This is a genomic window from Streptomyces sp. NPDC037301 (assembly GCF_055602785.1).
This window is the reverse complement of sequence record NZ_JBVJWD010000004.1, coordinates 42,844-61,811: the sequence shown is the minus strand read 5'-3', so window position 1 is coordinate 61,811 and position 18,968 is coordinate 42,844. Positions and strand designations below refer to the sequence as shown.

The 18,968-nt window shown below is 69.1% G+C and carries 13 protein-coding genes; 7 read left to right on the top strand and 6 right to left on the bottom strand.

Features of this window, described 5'->3' with window-relative positions; all coding sequences use genetic code 11:
- Nucleotides 1-42: 42 nt before the first annotated feature.
- Nucleotides 43-1,365, bottom strand: coding sequence for a YibE/F family protein (locus ACZ7IB_RS08980; RefSeq protein WP_470910597.1), 1,323 nt, complete (start codon nt 1,363-1,365; stop codon nt 43-45).
- Between the two features lie 196 nt (nt 1,366-1,561).
- Between ACZ7IB_RS08980 and thiC the strand changes: the two genes are divergently transcribed.
- Nucleotides 1,562-3,409, top strand: coding sequence for a phosphomethylpyrimidine synthase ThiC (gene thiC / locus ACZ7IB_RS08975; RefSeq protein WP_470910595.1), 1,848 nt, complete (start codon nt 1,562-1,564; stop codon nt 3,407-3,409).
- Between the two features lie 10 nt (nt 3,410-3,419).
- Here thiC and ACZ7IB_RS08970 read toward each other — a convergent pair whose 3' ends face one another.
- Complete coding sequence (locus tag ACZ7IB_RS08970; RefSeq protein ID WP_470910593.1) at nt 3,420-4,502, bottom strand: hypothetical protein; 1,083 nt, start codon at nt 4,500-4,502, stop codon at nt 3,420-3,422.
- A gap of 244 nt (nt 4,503-4,746) precedes the next feature.
- Between ACZ7IB_RS08970 and ACZ7IB_RS08965 the strand changes: the two genes are divergently transcribed.
- A complete protein-coding gene (locus tag ACZ7IB_RS08965) occupies nt 4,747-4,875 on the top strand; it encodes a hypothetical protein (RefSeq protein WP_266359755.1) in 129 nt (42 codons plus the stop codon).
- A 92-nt stretch (nt 4,876-4,967) separates the two neighbouring features.
- Here the strand turns inward: ACZ7IB_RS08965 and ACZ7IB_RS08960 are convergent, their stop codons facing one another.
- The 3 genes from ACZ7IB_RS08960 to ACZ7IB_RS08950 all read right to left on the bottom strand — a co-directional run bounded on the left by ACZ7IB_RS08960 (nt 4,968) and on the right by ACZ7IB_RS08950 (nt 8,319).
- On the bottom strand, nt 4,968-5,792 hold the full coding sequence (locus ACZ7IB_RS08960) for a hypothetical protein (protein WP_470910590.1): 825 nt from the start codon (nt 5,790-5,792) through the stop codon (nt 4,968-4,970).
- A 182-nt stretch (nt 5,793-5,974) separates the two neighbouring features.
- Nucleotides 5,975-7,033 carry a metallophosphoesterase gene (locus ACZ7IB_RS08955; protein WP_470910588.1) on the bottom strand — a complete coding sequence of 353 codons (1,059 nt, stop codon included), beginning with the start codon at nt 7,031-7,033 and terminating at the stop codon, nt 5,975-5,977.
- 173 nt (nt 7,034-7,206) lie between these two features.
- Nucleotides 7,207-8,319: a LacI family DNA-binding transcriptional regulator gene (locus ACZ7IB_RS08950; RefSeq protein WP_093895110.1), complete on the bottom strand. Its 1,113-nt coding sequence runs from the start codon at nt 8,317-8,319 to the stop codon at nt 7,207-7,209.
- Nucleotides 8,320-8,689: 370 nt separating this feature from the next.
- Between ACZ7IB_RS08950 and hisC the strand changes: the two genes are divergently transcribed.
- The 5 genes from hisC to ACZ7IB_RS08925 all read left to right on the top strand — a co-directional run bounded on the left by hisC (nt 8,690) and on the right by ACZ7IB_RS08925 (nt 17,969).
- Nucleotides 8,690-9,769: a histidinol-phosphate transaminase gene (gene hisC, locus ACZ7IB_RS08945; RefSeq protein WP_382899540.1), complete on the top strand. Its 1,080-nt coding sequence runs from the start codon at nt 8,690-8,692 to the stop codon at nt 9,767-9,769.
- A gap of 306 nt (nt 9,770-10,075) precedes the next feature.
- A complete protein-coding gene (locus tag ACZ7IB_RS08940) occupies nt 10,076-11,587 on the top strand; it encodes a cytochrome ubiquinol oxidase subunit I (RefSeq protein ID WP_470910585.1) in 1,512 nt (503 codons plus the stop codon).
- 18 nt (nt 11,588-11,605) lie between these two features.
- A complete protein-coding gene (gene cydB / locus ACZ7IB_RS08935; RefSeq protein WP_470910583.1) occupies nt 11,606-12,607 on the top strand; it encodes a cytochrome d ubiquinol oxidase subunit II in 1,002 nt (333 codons plus the stop codon).
- A gap of 79 nt (nt 12,608-12,686) precedes the next feature.
- Nucleotides 12,687-16,253, top strand: a complete 3,567-nt coding sequence (cydD, locus tag ACZ7IB_RS08930) for a thiol reductant ABC exporter subunit CydD (protein WP_470910581.1) — start codon at nt 12,687-12,689, stop codon at nt 16,251-16,253.
- Between the two features lie 9 nt (nt 16,254-16,262).
- Nucleotides 16,263-17,969, top strand: a complete 1,707-nt coding sequence (locus ACZ7IB_RS08925; RefSeq protein ID WP_470910578.1) for a GAF domain-containing sensor histidine kinase — start codon at nt 16,263-16,265, stop codon at nt 17,967-17,969.
- A 54-nt stretch (nt 17,970-18,023) separates the two neighbouring features.
- Here the strand turns inward: ACZ7IB_RS08925 and ACZ7IB_RS08920 are convergent, their stop codons facing one another.
- On the bottom strand, nt 18,024-18,890 hold the full coding sequence (locus tag ACZ7IB_RS08920) for a Cof-type HAD-IIB family hydrolase (RefSeq protein WP_470910576.1): 867 nt from the start codon (nt 18,888-18,890) through the stop codon (nt 18,024-18,026).
- Nucleotides 18,891-18,968: the final 78 nt, after the last annotated feature.

Sequence of the window (18,968 nt, the reverse complement as noted above, 5' to 3'; positions counted from 1 at the left end):
AGCACCTGCCGAATGGGTGAATCGCTCTCAGTAAGGAGGCGTTCAAGGCTTCGTCCTACGACGATGGCCTTTCCCGGTCCGTACGGGCGCCGAAGCTCCGGCTTCCGCGCCGACTCCTGTGCGGTCCGCGGAGACGACCAGCGCCGCGAGCACCGTCGTCACCGGCACCGAGGCGACCAGCCCGATCGAACCGACCAGCGTTCGTACGATCTCCTCCGCCACCAACTCGCTGTTGGCCACCGTACCCACGCTGCTCTGGGCGATCGAGAACAGCAGCAGCAGCGGCAGTGCGGCGCCCGCGTAGGCGAGCACCAGCGTGTTGACGACCGAGGCGATGTGATCACGCCCGATCCTGATCCCTGCCCGGTAGAGGCCCCGAGTACCCATCGTCGGGTTCGCCTGGTGCAGCTCCCAGACCGCCGATGTCTGGGTGACCGTCACATCGTCGAGCACCCCGAGCGAGCCGATGATGACACCGGCCAGCAGCAGACCGCTCATGTCGATGTGCGGGTACAGGCCGTGGATGAGGCCGGTGCTGTCGTCGGTGTTGCCGGTCAGGCTCGCCCAGCCGATGAAGAGCGATCCGAGCAGCCCGATCAGCAGCAATGAGATCAGTGTGCCGATCACCGCGACCGATGTGCGGGCAGTCAGGCCGTGGCACATGTAGAGCGCGATCAGCATGATCGCACTGGCCCCGACCACCGCGACGAGCAGTGGATTCGAGCCTTGGAGGATGGCCGGGAGGATGAACAGGGTCAGCACGGCGAACGACACGGCGAGCGCGACCAGTGCCATCACCCCACGCATCCTGCCCACCGCGATCACAACCAGGGCGAAGATCCCGGCCAGCAGCGTCATCGGGAACTTCCGGTTCACATCCGTCACCGAGTACTGCAGATCATGGGGTGCGTCGGGGGCGTACGCCACGACCACGCCCTGCCCTTCGTGCAACTGACGGGGTGCGTCCGGCTGGACGATCTCGACGAAGGTCCGGCCTTTGTCGTGACCGGTCGTCACCTCGACGGTGGCCTTCTCGCACAGCCCGGGCCCGCTACCCGACGGCAGGGTGGTCTCGCCGCTGATGGGTGTCTGGGCGGCGTTCACGTCCTTGCAGTCCACCTTGTCGATATTCACCACCTTCCCCTGCTGGGTCTGCCGGTCGAAGCCGACACCGGTCCGCTCGTGCGGGGGCGCGCCGCCCGGCCAGAGCACCGCCAGGCCGACGACGACCGCGGTGGCGAACGGGATCAGCACGGCCGCGATGACCTTGCGCAGGTGTTTGGAGACGGGCTCGGCAGGGCCATGGCTGTGTGAGTGGCCGTGCTGATGGCCCTGCGGTTCGGGGTCGGTATGGGGGGACGTCACCGGCCGATCATCGCAAGAAGAGAAGGGCCCTCTGTTCATTACGCCGGACAGGGCGCTAGCGTGGAGGAACCTTTGCACACGCGGGAGCTCGGAGCACCGGGCTGAGAGGGCGCTGATATCCGTACATCCGTACGGGAGAGGCTGCGCCGACCGCCGAACCTGTTACCGGGTAATGCCGGCGTAGGGAGTAGGTCTCATGACCACATCGGACGCACGCACGCCTGCCTCGAACCAGAGCGACGAGGCCGGGAAGTCCATCGGCTGGCACAAGGGATACGTCCAGGGCTCACGCCCGGACCTCCGGGTGCCGGTCCGTCAGGTGCATCTCACCAACGGCAAGGACGTGACGCTTTACGACACGTCGGGCCCGTACACCGATCCCACCACCGAGACCGATGTCCGTCGAGGGCTCGCACCGTTGCGGGAGAGCTGGATCATCGCGCGCGGCGACACCGAGGAGTACCCGGGCCGCCCCGCCCGCCCCGAGGACGACGGGCTCAAGCACACCTCGCCGCGAATGGGGTCTCCCCTGCTCGAGCGAAGCCGACAGTTTGGGGAAGGGCTGCGCAACCTCGACGCGGTCTTCCCCGGCCGCCCGCGCCTGCCCCGCCGGAGCCGGGACGGGCAGCCGGTGACCCAGCTCGCGTACGCCCGACGGGGCGAAATCACCTCCGAGATGGAGTACGTGGCAATCCGGGAGAACGTCGAACCCGAGGTGGTGCGCGAGGAGATCGCCGCGGGCCGGGCCGTGCTGCCGGCCAACGTCAACCACCCCGAGATCGAGCCGATGATCATCGGCAAGCGGTTCCTGGTGAAGGTCAATGCCAACATCGGCAACTCCGCGGTGACGTCCTCCATCGAGGAGGAGGTGGAGAAGATGACATGGGCGACGCGCTGGGGCGCCGACACGGTCATGGACCTTTCCACCGGCCGCAACATTCACACCACCCGTGAGTGGGTTCTGCGCAACTCCCCCGTGCCGATCGGCACCGTTCCCCTCTACCAGGCCCTCGAAAAGGTCGACGGGCGGGCCGAGGAGCTGACCTGGGAGATCTACAAGGACACCGTCATCGAGCAGGCCGAGCAGGGCGTCGACTACATGACGGTCCACGCCGGCGTGCGCCTGCCGTACGTCCCGCTGACCGCCCGCCGCAAGACCGGCATCGTCTCCCGCGGCGGCTCGATCATGGCGGCTTGGTGCCTCGCGCACCACAAGGAGTCTTTCCTGTACGAGCAGTTCGAGGAGCTCTGCGAGATCCTCGCCATGTACGACGTGACGTACTCGCTGGGCGACGGGCTGCGTCCCGGCTCGATCGCCGACGCCAACGACGAGGCCCAGTTCGCCGAACTGCGCACGCTCGGTGAGCTGAACACGATCGCCAAGCGGTTCGGCGTCCAGACCATGATCGAGGGCCCGGGCCATGTCCCGATGCACAAGATCAAGGAGAACATCGACCTGCAGCAGGAGATCTGCGACGAGGCGCCGTTCTACACACTCGGCCCGTTGACCACCGATGTCGCCCCGGCGTACGACCACATCACCTCGGGCATCGGTGCGGCGATGATCGCCTGGTGGGGCACGGCGATGCTCTGCTACGTCACGCCCAAGGAGCACCTCGGCCTGCCCAACCGGGACGATGTGAAGACCGGCGTCATCACGTACAAGATCGCGGCCCATGCGGCGGACCTCGCCAAGGGGCACCCAGGTGCGCAGGACTGGGACGACGCGCTCTCCGACGCCCGTTTCGAATTCCGCTGGGAGGACCAGTTCAATCTGGCCCTCGACCCGGTCACGGCTCGGGAGTTCCACGACGAGACGCTGCCGGCCGAGCCAGCGAAGACGGCGCACTTCTGCTCGATGTGCGGTCCGAAGTTCTGCTCGATGAAGATTAGTAGAAGCATCACAGAGCAGTTCGGCGGTGAAGCCAGCTCGACGCCTGAAGAGATCGAGGCCGGGATGCTGGAGAAGTCGAAGGAGTTCGCGGCAGCAGGCAACCGTGTGTACCTGCCGCTCGCGGAGACGGGCGGCAGGTCGGCCGACTGACCCGGCTGCCTCAGCGGAGGGGGGCCCGCCAGGCCACCAGTCCCGGCCGGCCCGCCTCCGCGAAACCCACCGCGAACGGCTTGTCGCCGTCGTCCGTCACCAGGTGGATGCTGCACTCCGTCACACTGTCGCCCGGCGGGATCGTCCGGGCGACCCAGTCGGACGGACAGCCGGGGATCTTCGTGTCGAGGACGAAGGGGGTCTTCCCCCGTATCTGCCGACCGCCCTCGGTGAGCAGGCGGACGCGGTCGGCCTGGTCGGCGTAGAGGTCTTTCGGGCCGGTGTTGGTGTAGGTGACCGACACGTAGTACGGGACGCCGCGCCGCTCGTTCTCGTTGAGGTCGAGGTCCAGGCCCGCGAGGTCGGCCGCACTGCCCCGGCGTACGGACACCAGCGTGGCGGGCAGTTCGAGGACGCCGTCCTCGCGGGCGTCCCACCGGACGCGGACGATGTCGCCCGGCTCCGCCAGCCCGGCGGACGCCGCCTCGAGGCCGCCCTCGACGGGCCAGGTGGCGACCGCGCCGCCCTCGTCGAGGTAGCCGTCGGCGTTGTGCGTCAGCGACAGCACGCCGACGCCCTCGGGCAGCGCGTAGGTCACGCAGGTGTTGTACGAGTTGCCGGGCGCCAGCGTCTTCGGCGCGGTGTCCGCGCAGGGCAGGTCGACCCCGCCTGGCCTGCCGCCGCTGACGGAGACTTCCTCCCCGCGCGCCCAGTCGGTGCCGTTCAGGGCGAAGTTGCTGTCCACCATGTAGGCAGCGGGGATCCTCTCCCGACCGGTGTTGGTGACCTCGAAGCTGAGGTAGTGGGGGACCATGCCCTTCAGCTCTTTGTCCGCGCGCGCCCCCCGCATGTCCTCCTCCGAGCCCCGGACCAGGCTCTTGACCGTGATCCTGACCTCGTACGACCGGTGGTCGGTGTCCGTGTGGACGACGTCCCGTGCGCCCGTCCGCACCGGCAGGTCCGTCCAGGAGGCAGGCCTCTCCGCGGCTCGCTCCACGGCCCCGCCCGCACCCTGTTCCCCCGTGCACCCGGCGAGGAGGGGTATCGCCGTCGCGCCCATGGCGGCCTTCTTGACGTAGCTGGACAGGCGCATGGACTTCCCTTGCCGCACGATGATCCGGATCCGCCGGAGGACTGACGCATCGTAGGACGTCACACCGGAGGGGGAGGCGGCGGGTGGAGGGCCCGGTGCGGTTGCTGTCGCTTCCGGCCCTGAGCGGGAGTCTGGCCGAGCCGCAGGACCACGAGAAGCTGGTCACGTTGCGCGCTCAACGCCGCCACGCGCGTACGGCTCTCCACTGGAGGAGGCGGGCCAGTGCTATCCGCCCTTCTGTTCGATGAAGATCTCCCAGGACATCCGTCGTGAACACGGCGGTTCCCAGGCGGAGATCGACGCGGGCATGGCGGAGAAGTCCAAGGAGTTCGCGGCGGCCGGCAACCGGGTCTATCTGCCGATCGCGGACTGAGCGGGACGCGCACAAGGGGACACCGTCTCGAGAGGCCAGGGCTTCTTGGGACGGCGTCCCGTCGTCGGTACGGGCCCGGTGCCCGGACCCGCTCAGTCCAGCTCGTGCTCGGGGCCGCCGAAGTCGGGGCTGGTGAAGTCCGGGCTGGTGAATGTCGGGCGGGGGCCCGCTGCCGGGCCGTCGTCCGGGCTGGTGAAGTCCGGCCGGCTGTAGCCGATCTTCGGGATGCGGTTCGCCGAACGATGCGGTGTGCGCGACGCGGGGCCGGCGTCGGGGTCGGCGAGCGCGTCCCGCAGGAACGGCAGTATGCCGCGCTCCAGCAGTGCGTGGCGCCATGCCTCCCTGGCGCGTGCCACATCCTCCGGCAACTCGTTCTCGGCGTCCTCGGCGGGCTGCGACGTCGACCCGTTGCGCAGCGCGGTGATGAGCAGTCCGACGGCGGCGGCCAGGATGGCGGCGGCCGTGACCGCCGCGAAGAACCAGCCTGCGGCGACCATGGTGGAGGCGAAGGACGGCGGCGGTTTGAGCAGCCTCAGCAGATAGCCGGACAGCAGGAATATGAACGCGGCCGTGCCGGCCAGCACGGGCGCCAGGACCGTGACGACGGCTCCTATGCCGGCGCCCGACTGGTTCGGGCCGTCAGTGCCGGACCCGGGGGCCGAATCCTGGCCTGCTCCTTCGGCCGGTCCGCGCAGCTCTTCGCGGGCCTTCACATAGTGCTCGTACTCGGTGGCGGCCGTCGCGGTGATCAGCTCCGTGGCGTCCAGCGCCATGGTGCGCAACTGCACGGCGTTGAGCCGCTCGCCGACCGCGGCCAGATCCGGTCGTTCATGGGCGTGACGCAGTGCGTCGTCGAGGATTCGCTCGTACTCCGGGCGGTCCTCGGTCAGCAGGTGCGGAGCGCTGTTCATGTGCATCCCCCGATGCTCCGTAGGGCCTGAGTACCCGCTTGGACCGGGCAGTTGGGCGGAAACGGAGGAGAGCCTGCTACTGATACGCCGATGGTAGAGCGCCCACGGCACGGGGTGACAGGGGGTTTCCGGAAATCGGCCCAGCGGTCTTCGTGGTCAGGTCGTGGATGCGTCTTCCCAGAAGAACGTCAGTCATGCAGGGGCAGTTGGACGACCAGTAGCTTTCCGGCCATGGTCACTCCACCGTCCATGGCGATGGCGAGCCCGTCCGCGTACACGTGCGGGCCTTCGACCACGGGGCCGGAGCCGTCCTCGCCGTCCTCCGAGCCGACCTCGCCGAGAAGGTACGGAATGGGGCTGTGACCATGGACGATGCGCTGACCGCCGTAGGCCGACATCAGCTCCCGGACGGCCTGCGACCCTGCCTCGTCGCGGAAGGCGAACCGCTTGGTGAGCTTCCGGAAGAGGTCCCAGCACTCATTGGCGTCGTTACGCGTGAGAATGGCGTGCACGGTGTCGTTGACGTCCTCGATGGTGGCGCCGTAGTCGAGGTACGCCGTCGTGTCGGAGTGCATCAGCAGATGCCCGTCCTCCTCGACGATCGCGTCGAGCCGTGACATCCACTGGAGGTGGACGTCCTGAAGACGCTCCATGTCGTTCTTCTGGCCGCCGTTGAGCAGCCAGGCGGCCTGGAAGGTGGCTGTACCCGCGCCGGAGTTCACCGGGGTGTCGCCGAACCGCTTGGCGCCGATGAGCAGCAGTTCGTGATTGCCCATCAGGGCCTTGCAGTAGCCGCCCGCGGCCGCGGCCTCGGCGGAGAGGCGCATCACGAGGTCGATGACGCCGATGCCGTCGGGGCCCCGGTCGGTGAAGTCGCCGAGGAACCAGAGCCGGGTATTACCCGCGGACCAGTTGCCCTCGGCGTCGATGAGGCCCTGTTCGGCTAGGGCGGCGTGGAGTTCGTCCAGATAGCCGTGGACATCGCCGACGACGTACAGCGGCCCGAGGCCTGGCTCCGGTACGGGCCGCGGGTCGGGGACGGCCCGCACCTGGACCGTGTCGCCGCGGTTGATCACGGGAAGGTCGCGCGCGGTGGGTGTGTACCCCTCCGGCAGCTCGTCTCCCGGAACGGCATTGCCCGGGTGCGGCGGTGAAGGTGGCACCGGAGTCTGCGCATAGGGCGGTACGCGGAAGTCACGCAACGTCGCAGTCCGCACCACGGGTTCCTGACCGGCCCCCTGTGTCATCGACCCCTCCACCACCGTCGCGCCGCCGTACACCTGACGGGCCCTGCTGGTCGGGGCGGTCCGCGGTGTCGTGCGCCCATCATAGGAATGCGGATCGTGCTGTGTGACGCACCAGGGGCGGTGAATCCGGGCGCACATCAGGTTCACCGACCGTTTGGTCCGAAATCGCCTGATCAATCCCCGGCGGGAGAGCGCGGTGCGCTGACCGTGGTGCGGGGCGGACGGCGTTGCGAGGACGTCCGGACGATGAGCTCCGTCGGTATGACCTGCTCCACCGGTCCGTCGTGCTTCACACCTTCGATGGCGTCGATCAGGAGCTGGACGACCGCCGTGCCGATTCTGCGCGGCTTGAGCGAGAGCGTGGTGATGGGGGGCTCGGTCGTCGCGTACACGGTGGACTCGCTGCAGCAGACCAGCAGAAGGTCCTCGGGGACGCGCAGACCGTACCGGCGGGCGGCCGCCAGCAGATCGGTTCCATTGGGGTCGAAGAGCCCGTAGACGGCGTCGGGCCGGTCCGGGCGGGCGAGCAGCCGGTCGGCGGCGACCGCACCCGCGCACGGGTCGTGGGCGGGGTAGGACTCATACACCGGGGCCTGTCCCACGCGCTCGCACCAATGGAGGTACGCGGTGGTGGAGAGACGGGTGTACGTGTCGGTGGTGGTGCCGGTGAGCAGGCCGATGCGGCGGGCACCGGCGGCGGCGAGATGGTCGAGGAGGTCGAGCACGGCGGCCCGGTGGTCGTTGTCGACCCAGGCGGTGACCGGGAGGGTTCCGGCCGGCCGGCCGTCCGAGACGACGGGCAGCCCCTGGCGTACGAGCTCCGTGACGACCGGGTCCTGGTCGGAGGGGTCGATCACGACGGTGCCGTCGAGAGCGACGTTCGACCAGACGTCGTGGCGTGAGGTGGCGGGCAGGATGACGAGGGCGTAGCCGCGGGCGAGCGCGGCGGAGGTGGCAGCTCTGGCCATCTCGGCGAAGTAGGCGAATTCGGTGAAGGTGAAAGGTTCGTCCCCGTAGGTCGTCACGGTCAGGCCGATGAGGCCGGACTTGCCGGTACGGAGGGTTCGGGCCGCGGCGGAAGGGCGGTAGCCCAGGCGCTCTGCGACTTCGCGGACATGGCGGCGGGTGGCGTCCGGGAGCCTGCCCTTGCCGTTGAGCGCGTCGGAGACGGTCGTGATGGAGACCCCGGCGGCGGCGGCCACATCACGGATTCCCGCTCGTCCTTGCCGGCCGCCGCGCCGGGGTGTCTCCGCCCGGCTCACCTGGTGCTTCCCTGCTGCTGTCATGGCGAGCCGATAGTAGGGCGCGGACGGGAGGTTGGCCCGGTCGCATATTCACTTGTTGGCAGGCACGTTTCTGCATGATCAGTGAGCGCCAAATGCCTGGTAAATCAAGGGCGTTGGCGAGAACAGCCGCAATATGTCATGCATCGAACCCGGTGGGCCTACTAAAAGGTCGATGTCTCGAAGAGGTCTCATCTCACCTCTTCGAGGGACGCGCGCCACGGAGTGAGCCACCGGCGCACGTCAGGGAGGGAAACGCTCCCCCCATTCCCGGTCGCTCCGGACTATTGGATGTTCCGGCCATTCGCAGCAGCGCCCAATCCTCATATGGTGAGCAGTATTGATGTGTACAGACGGTCGAGGAGGACCTGCGGTGAGCGAGACGAGCCCCAAGCTGCGCGCCGAGCTGGACGGCGTTCCCGCCTATGTACCGGGCAAGCCGGCTGCCGCCGGCGGACCGGTTGCGTTCAAGCTGTCCTCCAACGAGAACCCGTATCCGCCGCTGCCCGGGGTGATGGAGTCCGCCCTGGCCGCGGCTGCGAACTTCAACCGCTATCCGGACATGGCCTGCACCGGTCTGATGAACGAGCTGGCCGACCGTTTCGGTGTACCCGTCTCGCACCTCGCCACCGGAACCGGCTCGGTCGGTGTGGCGCAGCAGCTGCTCCAGGCCACCTCGGGCCCGGGTGACGAGGTCATCTACGCCTGGCGCTCCTTCGAGGCGTACCCGATCATCACGCAGGTCAGCGGTGCGACCTCGGTGAAGGTTCCGCTGACCAGCGGTGAGGTGCACGACCTCGACGCCATGGCGGACGCGATCACGGACCGCACCCGGATGATCTTCGTCTGCAACCCGAACAACCCGACCGGCACGGTTGTGCGCCGGGCTGAGCTGGAGCGGTTCCTGGACCGGGTGCCGGGCGATGTCCTGGTGGTGCTCGACGAGGCGTACAGGGAGTTCATCCGCGACGTCGAGGTGCCGGACGGCATCGAGATCTACCGGGACCGGCCCAATGTGGCGGTGCTGCGGACGTTCTCCAAGGCCTACGGCCTGGCCGGTCTGCGGGTCGGTTTCGCCGTGGCTCACGAGCCGGTGGCGGCCGCGCTGCGCAAGACGGCGGTGCCCTTCGGGGTCAGCCAACTCGCGCAGGATGCGGCGGTGGCCTCGCTGCGCGCCGAGGACGAACTTCTGGGGAGGGTCGGCTCCTTGGTGTGCGAGCGCGAGCGGGTGCAGCGGACGCTGGTGGATCAGGGGTGGACCGTGCCGGAGTCCCAGGCGAACTTCGTCTGGCTGCGGCTCGGGGACCGTACCGTCGACTTCGCTGCGGTGTGTGAGCGGGCCGGCGTGGTGGTCAGGCCGTTCGCGGGCGAGGGTGTGCGGGTCTCGATCGGGGAGGACGAGGCGAACGATCTGTTCCTGAAGGTGACGGAGTCGTACCGCAAGGAGCTGTAGAGCGGCGCAGGCCGCCTGCGCACACCGGAAGGCCCAGGGCCCCGTACCTCGTTCGCCGAGGTGCGGGGCCTTTGCGTTCGAGGCCTGAGGGGTGCCCGGAACGCGGAGCTTCCGTGTGTCTGCTTCGGGGGGATTGATCGGAACGTCCCAAGAGGGGTACCCCGCCCGAACGTCCCGAAAGTCTGTGCGTCATAATTGCTTGTGAATGTGAACGCGTTCACAAGCGTGTCCTGTTTCCTCCCATGATTAGTCGGATTAAAAGGGCAAACTGCCGGTGTCACTACGGCGACTTAAGGAGAAGACGACGTGGAGCTAGCTCTGGCGCCGGAAACCCTGGCGCGATGGCAGTTCGGTATCACCACCGTCTACCACTTCCTGTTCGTCCCACTGACGATCTCTCTCGCCGCGCTCACCGCCGGCCTGCAGACCGCCTGGGTGCGGACGAACAACGAGAAGTACCTCAGAGCGACGAAATTCTGGGGCAAACTCTTCCTGATCAACATCGCCATGGGTGTCGTCACCGGCATCGTCCAGGAGTTCCAGTTCGGTATGAACTGGTCCGACTACTCCCGGTTCGTCGGCGACATCTTCGGTGCCCCGCTCGCGTTCGAGGCGCTGATCGCCTTCTTCTTCGAGTCCACGTTCATCGGGCTGTGGATCTTCGGCTGGGACAAGCTGCCGAAGAAGATCCATCTCGCCTGCATCTGGATGGTCTCCATCGGGACCATCCTGTCCGCGTACTTCATCCTGGCGGCCAACTCCTGGATGCAGCACCCGGTCGGTTACCGGATCAACAAGGAGCGTGGCCGGGCCGAGCTCACCGACTTCTGGCATGTGCTCACCCAGAACACCGCGCTCGCCCAGTTCTTCCACACCATCACCGCCGCCTTCCTGGTCGGGGGCGCGTTCATGGTCGGCATCGCCGCGTTCCATCTGGCGCGCAAGAAGCACATCCCGGTGATGCGGACCTCGCTGCGGCTCGGACTGGTCACCGTGGTGATCGCCGGACTTCTCACCGCCATCAGCGGTGACCAGCTCGGCAAGGTCATGTTCAAGCAGCAGCCGATGAAGATGGCCGCCGCCGAGGCGCTCTGGGAGGGGCAGGACTCGGCACCCTTCTCGATCTTCGCGGTCGGCGATGTGGCCAAGGGCCACAACACCGTGGAGATCTCCATCCCGGGGGTACTGTCCTTCCTCGCGGACGACAGCTTCACTTCGTACGTCCCCGGCATCAATGACATCAACAAGGCCGAGCAGGAGAAGTTCGGACCCGGCGACTACCGGCCCAACATCCCGGTCGCGTTCTGGAGCTTCCGCTGGATGATCGGCTTCGGAATGGCGTCCTTCGCCCTCGGCATCCTCGGACTGTGGCTGACGCGAAGGAAGTTCATGCTGCCGCCGGGGATGAGGACCGGTGAGGACGAAGTGCCCCATCTGGTCCTCTTCAAGAACAAGGCCCTCAGCCCGAAGCTCGCCAAGTGCTACTGGATCGTCGCGCTCTGGACGTTGCTCTTCCCGCTGATCGCCAACTCCTGGGGCTGGATCTTCACCGAGATGGGTCGCCAGCCCTGGGTCGTCTACGGCGTGCTCCAGACCCGCGACGCGGTCTCCCCCGGCACCTCGCAGGGCGAGGTACTCACTTCGATGATCGGCTTCACCCTGCTCTACGCCGCGCTCGCGGTGATCGAGGTCAAGCTGCTCGTGAAGTACATCAAGGCCGGACCGCCGGAACTCACGGAGGCCGACCTCAACCCGCCCACCAAGATCGGCGGCGACGACCATGACGACGCCGACCGGCCGATGGCCTTCTCCTACTGAGAGCAGAGGAGCTGAGAGATGGAACTCCACGACGTCTGGTTCGTACTCATCGCCGTCCTCTGGACCGGCTACTTCTTCCTGGAGGGATTCGACTTCGGGATCGGTGTCCTCACCAAGCTGCTGGCCCGCGACCGCAAGGAGCGGCGGGTTCTGATCAATACGATCGGGCCCGTCTGGGACGGCAACGAAGTGTGGCTGCTCACCGCGGGCGGTGCGACCTTCGCCGCCTTCCCCGAGTGGTACGCCACCCTGTTCTCCGGCTTCTACCTGCCGCTGCTGATCATCCTGGTCTGCCTGATCGTGCGAGGTGTCGCCTTCGAGTACCGGTCGAAGCGCCCCGAAGAGAAGTGGCAGACCAACTGGGAACACGCGATCTTCTGGACCTCACTGATCCCGGCCCTGCTCTGGGGCGTGGCCTTCGGGAACATCGTGCGCGGCGTGAAGATCGACGCCGACATGGAGTACGTGGGCACCTTCTGGGACCTGCTCAATCCGTACGCCATCCTCGGCGGACTGGTCACGCTCACCCTCTTCACCTTCCACGGTGCCGTGTTCGCGGGGCTCAAGACCGTCGGGGACATCCGGAAGAGGGCGCGCAAGCTGGCGCTGAAGCTCGGGCCGGTCACCGCGGTGCTCGCACTCGGCTTCCTGATCTGGACCCAGATCGACAACGGCGACGGCTGGAGCCTGCTGGCGATGATCATCACCGTGGTGGCACTGGCCGGTGCGATCGGCGCGATCGCGGCGGGACGTGAGGGCTGGTCGTTCGCGCTCTCCGGCGTGACCATCGTGGCCGCGGTCGCGATGCTCTTCCTGACGCTCTTCCCGAACGTCATGCCGTCCTCGCTGAACGACGCCTGGAGCCTCACGGTCACCAACGCCTCGTCCACCCCGTACACGCTGAAGATCATGACCTGGTGCGCGGGGATCGCCACCCCGGTCGTCCTGCTCTACCAGGGCTGGACGTACTGGGTGTTCCGTAAGCGCATCGGTACGCAGCACATCGCCGAAGCGCACTGAACGCACCTGGGGCCTGCCCGACCCTGATCCGCCGGACAGGCCCCGGTCCGCCGACCGAGCTCATTAGGGGCTGTTTCACGTGAAACCGATCGACCCGCGCCTGCTCCGCTACGCCCGCGCCACCCGCCTCTTCCTGGCAGCCGTGGTGGCACTCGGAGTTGTCGGGGCGGCGCTGGTCATCGCCCAGGCCATGCTCATCGCCGAAGTGGTGGTGGGCGGGTTCGAGGACGGACTGGCCGTCTCCGGGCTGGGGACTCCGCTGATCATGCTCGCGGTCGTCGCGCTCGGCCGGGGGCTGGTCTCGTGGCTGACCGAACTGGCCGCGTACCGGGCCAGCGCGGCGGTCAAGTCCGAACTCCGCGGCCGGCTGCTGGAGCGGGCCGCGGCGCTCGGGCCCGGCTGGCTGAGCGGGCAACGCACCGGCTCCCTGGTGGCGCTCGCCACCCGTGGGGTCGACGCCCTCGACGACTACTTCGCGCGTTATCTGCCGCAGCTCGGACTCGCGGTGGTTGTCCCGGTGGCGGTCCTTGCCAGGATCGTCACCGAGGACTGGGTCTCGGCAGCGATCATCGTGGTCACGCTGCCGCTCATCCCGCTCTTCATGATCCTGATCGGCTGGGCCACCCAGTCGCGGATGGACCGCCAGTGGCGGCTGTTGTCCCGGCTCTCCGGGCACTTCCTCGACGTGGTCGCCGGACTGCCGACGCTGAAGATCTTCGGCCGGGCCAAGGCCCAGGCCGAATCCATCCGCACCATCACCTCGCAGTACCGGCGGGCCACGCTGAGGACGCTGCGGATCGCGTTCCTGTCGTCCTTCGCCCTGGAGCTGTTGGCGACCCTGTCGGTGGCCCTCGTCGCCGTCACCATCGGCATGAGGCTCGTGCACGGCGAACTCGACCTCTACACCGGCCTGGTGGTGCTGATCCTGGCGCCCGAGGCCTATCTGCCGATCCGCCAGGTCGGCGCGCAGTACCACGCGGCCGCTGAGGGGCTCTCGGCCGCGGAGGAGATCTTCTCGGTCCTGGAGACCGAGCCCCGGCCGGGCGGTACGGAGGACACTCCGAAGTCGCTGCGGCTGGAACTTGAGGGGGTGACCGTACGGCATGAGGGCCGTACCGAAGCTTCGCTGGACGGGGCCTCGTTGGTGGTGGACGAGGGGGAGACCGTTGCCCTGGTCGGCCCGAGCGGCGTCGGGAAGTCCACCTTGCTCGATGTGGTGCTGGGATTCACGGCACCCGACGAGGGGCGGGTACGGATCGGCGGCGTCGATCTGGCGACGCTGGCACCCGAGCAGTGGCGGGAACGGATCGCCTGGGTGCCGCAGCGCCCGTATCTCTTCGCAGGCACGATCGCGGAGAACGTACGGCTGGCCCGGCCGGACGCGGACGACGGCGCCGTGAGGGCGGCGCTGCGGGACGCGGGGGCGTACGACTTCGTGGCGGAACTGCCGGACGGCGCGCAGACGCTCCTCGGCGAGGACGGTGCGGGCCTCTCCGCAGGCCAGCGCCAGCGCCTCGCGCTCGCGCGGGCCTTCCTCGCCGACCGGCCGCTACTGCTGCTCGACGAGCCGACCGCGAGCCTGGACGGCGAGACGGAAGCGGGCATCGTCGAGGCGGTACGGAGGCTGGCGGCGGGGCGGACCGTGCTGCTGGTCGTGCACCGCCCGGCGCTGCTCTCGGTGGCCGACCGGGTGGTGACGCTGGAACCGGGCGTGACACTTCGGCCGGAGAAGCCCGAGGCGTTCGCCTCGGTGCCACGGCCGACGAGCGCACCCGTCGGCGAGAGTGAGGCCGTGCCGGAGCCCGGGGTGCTGCGGGACACCGCGGCGCGCTCGGGTCAGGTCCTGGCCCGGGTCAGAGAGGCCGCAGGGGCACAGCGCGGACAGCTGGCACTCGCGCTGCTGCTGGGAAGCCTCGCCCTGGGCTCGGCCGTCGGGCTCATGGCCGTCTCCGGCTGGCTGATCTCCCGCGCCTCCGAGCAGCCCCCGGTGCTCTATCTGATGGTCGCCGTGACCGCGACCCGAGCCTTCGGCATCGGACGGGCCGTCTTCCGCTACGCCGAGCGTCTGGTGTCGCACGACGCCGTGCTCAAGATGCTCGCCGAGCTGCGCGTCGCGGTCTACCGAGGGCTGGAGCGCATCGCGCCGGCCGGTCTGCGCCGCACCCGGCGCGGGGACCTGCTCTCCCGGCTCGTCGCCGACGTCGACGCCTTGCAGGACTACTGGCTGCGCTGGCTGCTGCCCGTCGGGACCGCCGTCGTCGTGGGGGCGGCGACCGCCGGATTCATCGGCTGGCTGCTGCCTGCGGCAGGCGTCGTGCTGGCCGCCGGGCTGTTGCTGGCCGGAGCGGGAGTGCCGCTGGTCAGCGGCGCCTGCTCCCGCCACGCAGAGCGCCAACTGGCCCCCGCACGTGCCGATCTGGCCACCCGGATCACGGATCTGCTCGACGGGACCGCCGAACTGACCGTTGCGGGCGCCCTGCCCGCCCGCTCGGAGCGGACCCGGGAGGCCGACAGCGTCCTGACCCGCATCGCCGCCCGCGCGGCCACCGCCACCGCGCTCGGCGGCGGCCTCATCGCTCTGATCGGCGGCCTCACCGTCGTCGCCACCGCACTCGTCGCCCTCCCTGCCGTGCACGACGGGCGGCTCGCGGGCGTGGAGCTCGCGGTGGTGGTACTCACGCCGCTGGCCGCCTTCGAGGCCGTGACCGGTCTGCCGCTCGCCGTGCAGTACCGGCAGCGGGTCAAGCGGAGTGCGGAGCGGGTGTACGAGGTGCTGGACGCCCCGCTGCCCGTGCACGAACCCGGCAGCCCGGCCGAGACACCCGGATCGCCCTTCCCGCTGGAGGTACGGGGGCTGTCGGCCCGGTACGCGCAGGCGGAGCGGGACGCACTGGACTCCGTCGACCTGAGGCTGACGGCCGGCCGGCGCATCGCCGTCGTCGGTCCCTCCGGCTCCGGGAAGACGACCCTCGCGCAGGTCCTGCTCCGCTTTCTGGACGCACGGGCAGGGACGTACCGGATCGGCGGTGTCGATGCCTCCGCACTGGAGGGGGACACGGTCCGGCAGTTCGTCGGGCTGTGCGCCCAGGACGCCCATATCTTCGACAGTTCCATCCGGGAGAACCTGCGGCTGGCCCGTACCGGTGCGACGGACGAGGAACTGCGGGCCGCTCTGGACCGGGCACGGCTGCTCGACTGGGCCGAAGCGCTGCCCGACGGGCTCGACACCCTTGTCGGCGAACACGGCGCACGCCTCTCCGGCGGCCAGCGTCAGCGCCTCGCCCTGGCCCGGGCGATCCTCGCGGACTTTCCCGTACTCGTTCTGGACGAGCCCGCGGAACATCTCGACCTGGCGACCGCAGACGCCCTGACCACGGACCTGCTGGCCGCCACCCGGGGGCGTACGACGGTGCTGATCACCCACCGCCTCCAAGGGCTCGAAGCAGTCGACGAGGTGGTGGTGCTGGACGCCGGCCGGGTCGTGCAGCGGGGACCGTACGCCGGTCTGGCCGCTGAGGAGGGGCCGCTGCGCCGGATGTTGGAGCGCGAGCGGGAGACCGTGCGGGTGCCCGAGGGCCCCGTGGGCGTACGGGCATCAGCCGGGCGGCACGATAGCCGACTTTCCTCCCCAATAGGGACTAACTAGTCTCGGGGTATGCCAGAGCAGGACCCGAAGGACTCACTCGAAGCCGCGACACAGGCGACACGCAGCCTGCAGGGCCTGTCCACCGAACTCACCGCCCGCGTACCGCAGCTGCTGGAAGCCATGCGTTCGGTCGGCACGGGCCTCGAACTGCACTCCACCCTCGACCGGATCTGTGAGACGGCGGCGGAACTCGCCCAATCCCGCTACGCCGCCATCGGCGTCGTCGACGAGGAGGGTGCGGGGCTCTCAGATTTCGTCACGTATGGAGTTTCGGACGAGGTGGCGCACGAGATCGGCCGCCGCCCCGACGGGCACCGGGGGCTGCTCGGTGCACTGATCCACGACCCGGTACCGGTGAAGCTCGCCGATCTGACGGCCGATCCGAGGTTCGCCGGATTCCCGCCCGGCCATCCCCCGATGCGGAGCTTCCTCGGCGTCCCGATCCGGGTACAGGGAGAGATCTTCGGAAATCTCTATCTGGCCGAGAAGGACGACGGGGGCGAGTTCAACGACTACGACCTGCACATGGTGCGGGTGCTCGCCACGGAGGCCGGGATCGCCATCGGCAACGCCCGGCTGTACGAGGCGGCACGCCAGCGCGAACGGTGGATCGACGGCTCGGTGGCCGTGACCACCGCCCTGCTGTCCGGCGGTGACGCCGATGACGCGCTCTCCGTCGTCGCCGAACAGGCCCGCCATCTTGCCGCGTCCGCCGCCGGGATCGTGCTGCTGCCGGCCGAGGAGGGCGGTCTGGAGATCGTCGCCGTCTCCGCGGACGACCCCTCTGGCCAGCTGGGGGTGATCATCGGGCCGGAGAGCCCGGTGGTCACGAAGCTGCTGGACGGCGAGGCGGTCTTCGTGGACGACTCGGCCACCGATCCCCGCATGGTCACCACGCTGGCCCACCAGTTCGGCCCCAGCATGCTGCTGCCCCTGCACAGCGGTGGCCGGGTGCTGGGCGCGCTCGCCACCCCTCGAGCCCGCGGCGAGAGGCCGTTCACGGAGACGGAACGGACCCTTGCCACCCAGTTCGCCTCGCAGGCCGCACTCGCGCTGATGATGGCCGAGGCGCAGCGGGACCGGGAGCGGCTCGCGGTGTACGAGGACCGCGACCGGATCGCCCGCGATCTGCACGACTTGGTCATCCAGCGGCTGTTCGCCACCGGGATGATGCTGGAGAGCGCCCAGCGCCGGTCGGTCGTGCCCGAGGTGCAGTCGGGTGTCGGCCGGGCGGTCGACGAACTGGACGTGACCATCCAGGAGATCCGTACCGCGATCTTCGCACTGCAGCAGGAGCCGGCCGAGGCGCCGTCCGGGCTGCGCACCCGCGTCCTGCGCGAGATCAACATGGCGGCGGTCCCGCTGGGCTTCAAGCCCTCGCACCGCTTCCTCGGCCCGGTCGACTCGCTGGTCGGCGAGCTGACCGGCAAGAACCTGATCGCTGCGCTGCGGGAGGCGCTGTCCAATGCCTTCCGGCATGCCGAGGCGTCGTTGATCGATGTGGTCGTCGATGCGACCGCCACGCTGCCCGACGGGAGGGACGCGGTGCGGCTGTCGGTCGCCGACGACGGGGTGGGCATCCCGGAGGGCGGTCGGCGCAGCGGGCTGCGGAATCTGGCGCGCCGGGCGGAATCCCTCGGCGGTGCGAGCTGGTTCGGGCCCGGCATCGGGGAGGACGGGGGCGGCACGACGGTGGTGTGGGAGGCGCCGATCTGAGGGCGGTCGGGCACTCAGAGGCCCGGCCGGCAGGGACGCTGCCGGGCGCGGGCCTCAGCGTGCCGCGCCGGGCGTCCGGCGCTCGGCGAGGATCCGCTCGATGACTACCGCGACGCCGTCGTCGCCGTTGGTGGCGGTCCGGCCGGAGGCGGCGGCGATTGCCATGGGGTGGGCGTTGCCCATCGCGTACGACGTGCCTGCCCAGCTCAGCATCTCCACGTCGTTGGGCATGTCGCCGAAGGCGACGACCTCGGCGGGCGAGATGCCGCGCTCGGCGCAGCAGAGCGCCAGGGTGCTGGCTTTGGAGACTCCGGGGCCGCTGACTTCCAGCAGGGCCGTGGGGCTGGACCGGGTGAAGGAGGCCCGGTGGCCGGCTGCCGTACGGGCCAGGGCGAGGAAGTCGTCCGGGGCCAGTTCGGCGTGGTGGGCGAGGAGCTTCAGCACGGGGGCGCCGGTACCGGGCGTCTCCTCGTGGAGCAGCTTTTCGGCGATGGCGACGGTGGCACCCGGGTCCAGGTGGAAGGGCGGGTAGGCCGGTTCGTAGTGGATGCCGGTGGTCAGTTCGACGGCGAAGGAGGCGCCGGGGGCGGCGGCGCGCAGTGTGTGCACGACGTCGAGGGCGATGCCGCGCTCCAGCGGGCGGACCTTGACCAGCTTGCCGTCCGCATGCAGATCCGCGACCGCGGCGCCGTTCGCGCAGATCGCCAGGCCGTGTCCGTGGACGTGATCGCTGACGACATCCATCCAGCGGGCCGGGCGTCCGGTGACGAAGAAGACCTCGATACCGGCCTCCTCGGCGGCGGCGAGCGCGGCGAGCGTACGGTCCGAGACGGTCTTGTCGTCGCGCAGCAGAGTGCCGTCCAGGTCGGTGGCGATCAGCCGGGGAGCGGCAGGAGAAGGCGAGTCGGTAGCTGAGGTCACGCGCCCATTCTCGCGTACGAAGGCGCACGGGCGTGCAGAGGGGCGCACATATGAGGATGCACGCCCCTGGCCAGCAGA

Coding starts and splice junctions, on each gene's coding strand:
- ACZ7IB_RS08970 (WP_470910593.1), bottom strand. CDS start 4,502: ATGCGCCTGTCCAGCTACGTCAAGAAGGCCGCCATGGGCGCGACGGCG.
- cydB (WP_470910583.1), top strand. CDS start 11,606: ATGGAACTCCACGACGTCTGGTTCGTACTCATCGCCGTCCTCTGGACC.
- ACZ7IB_RS08960 (WP_470910590.1), bottom strand. CDS start 5,792: ATGCACATGAACAGCGCTCCGCACCTGCTGACCGAGGACCGCCCGGAG.
- ACZ7IB_RS08955 (WP_470910588.1), bottom strand. CDS start 7,033: ATGACACAGGGGGCCGGTCAGGAACCCGTGGTGCGGACTGCGACGTTG.
- thiC (WP_470910595.1), top strand. CDS start 1,562: ATGACCACATCGGACGCACGCACGCCTGCCTCGAACCAGAGCGACGAG.
- ACZ7IB_RS08965 (WP_266359755.1), top strand. CDS start 4,747: ATGAAGATCTCCCAGGACATCCGTCGTGAACACGGCGGTTCCCAGGCG.
- ACZ7IB_RS08950 (WP_093895110.1), bottom strand. CDS start 8,319: ATGACAGCAGCAGGGAAGCACCAGGTGAGCCGGGCGGAGACACCCCGG.
- ACZ7IB_RS08925 (WP_470910578.1), top strand. CDS start 16,263: ATGCCAGAGCAGGACCCGAAGGACTCACTCGAAGCCGCGACACAGGCG.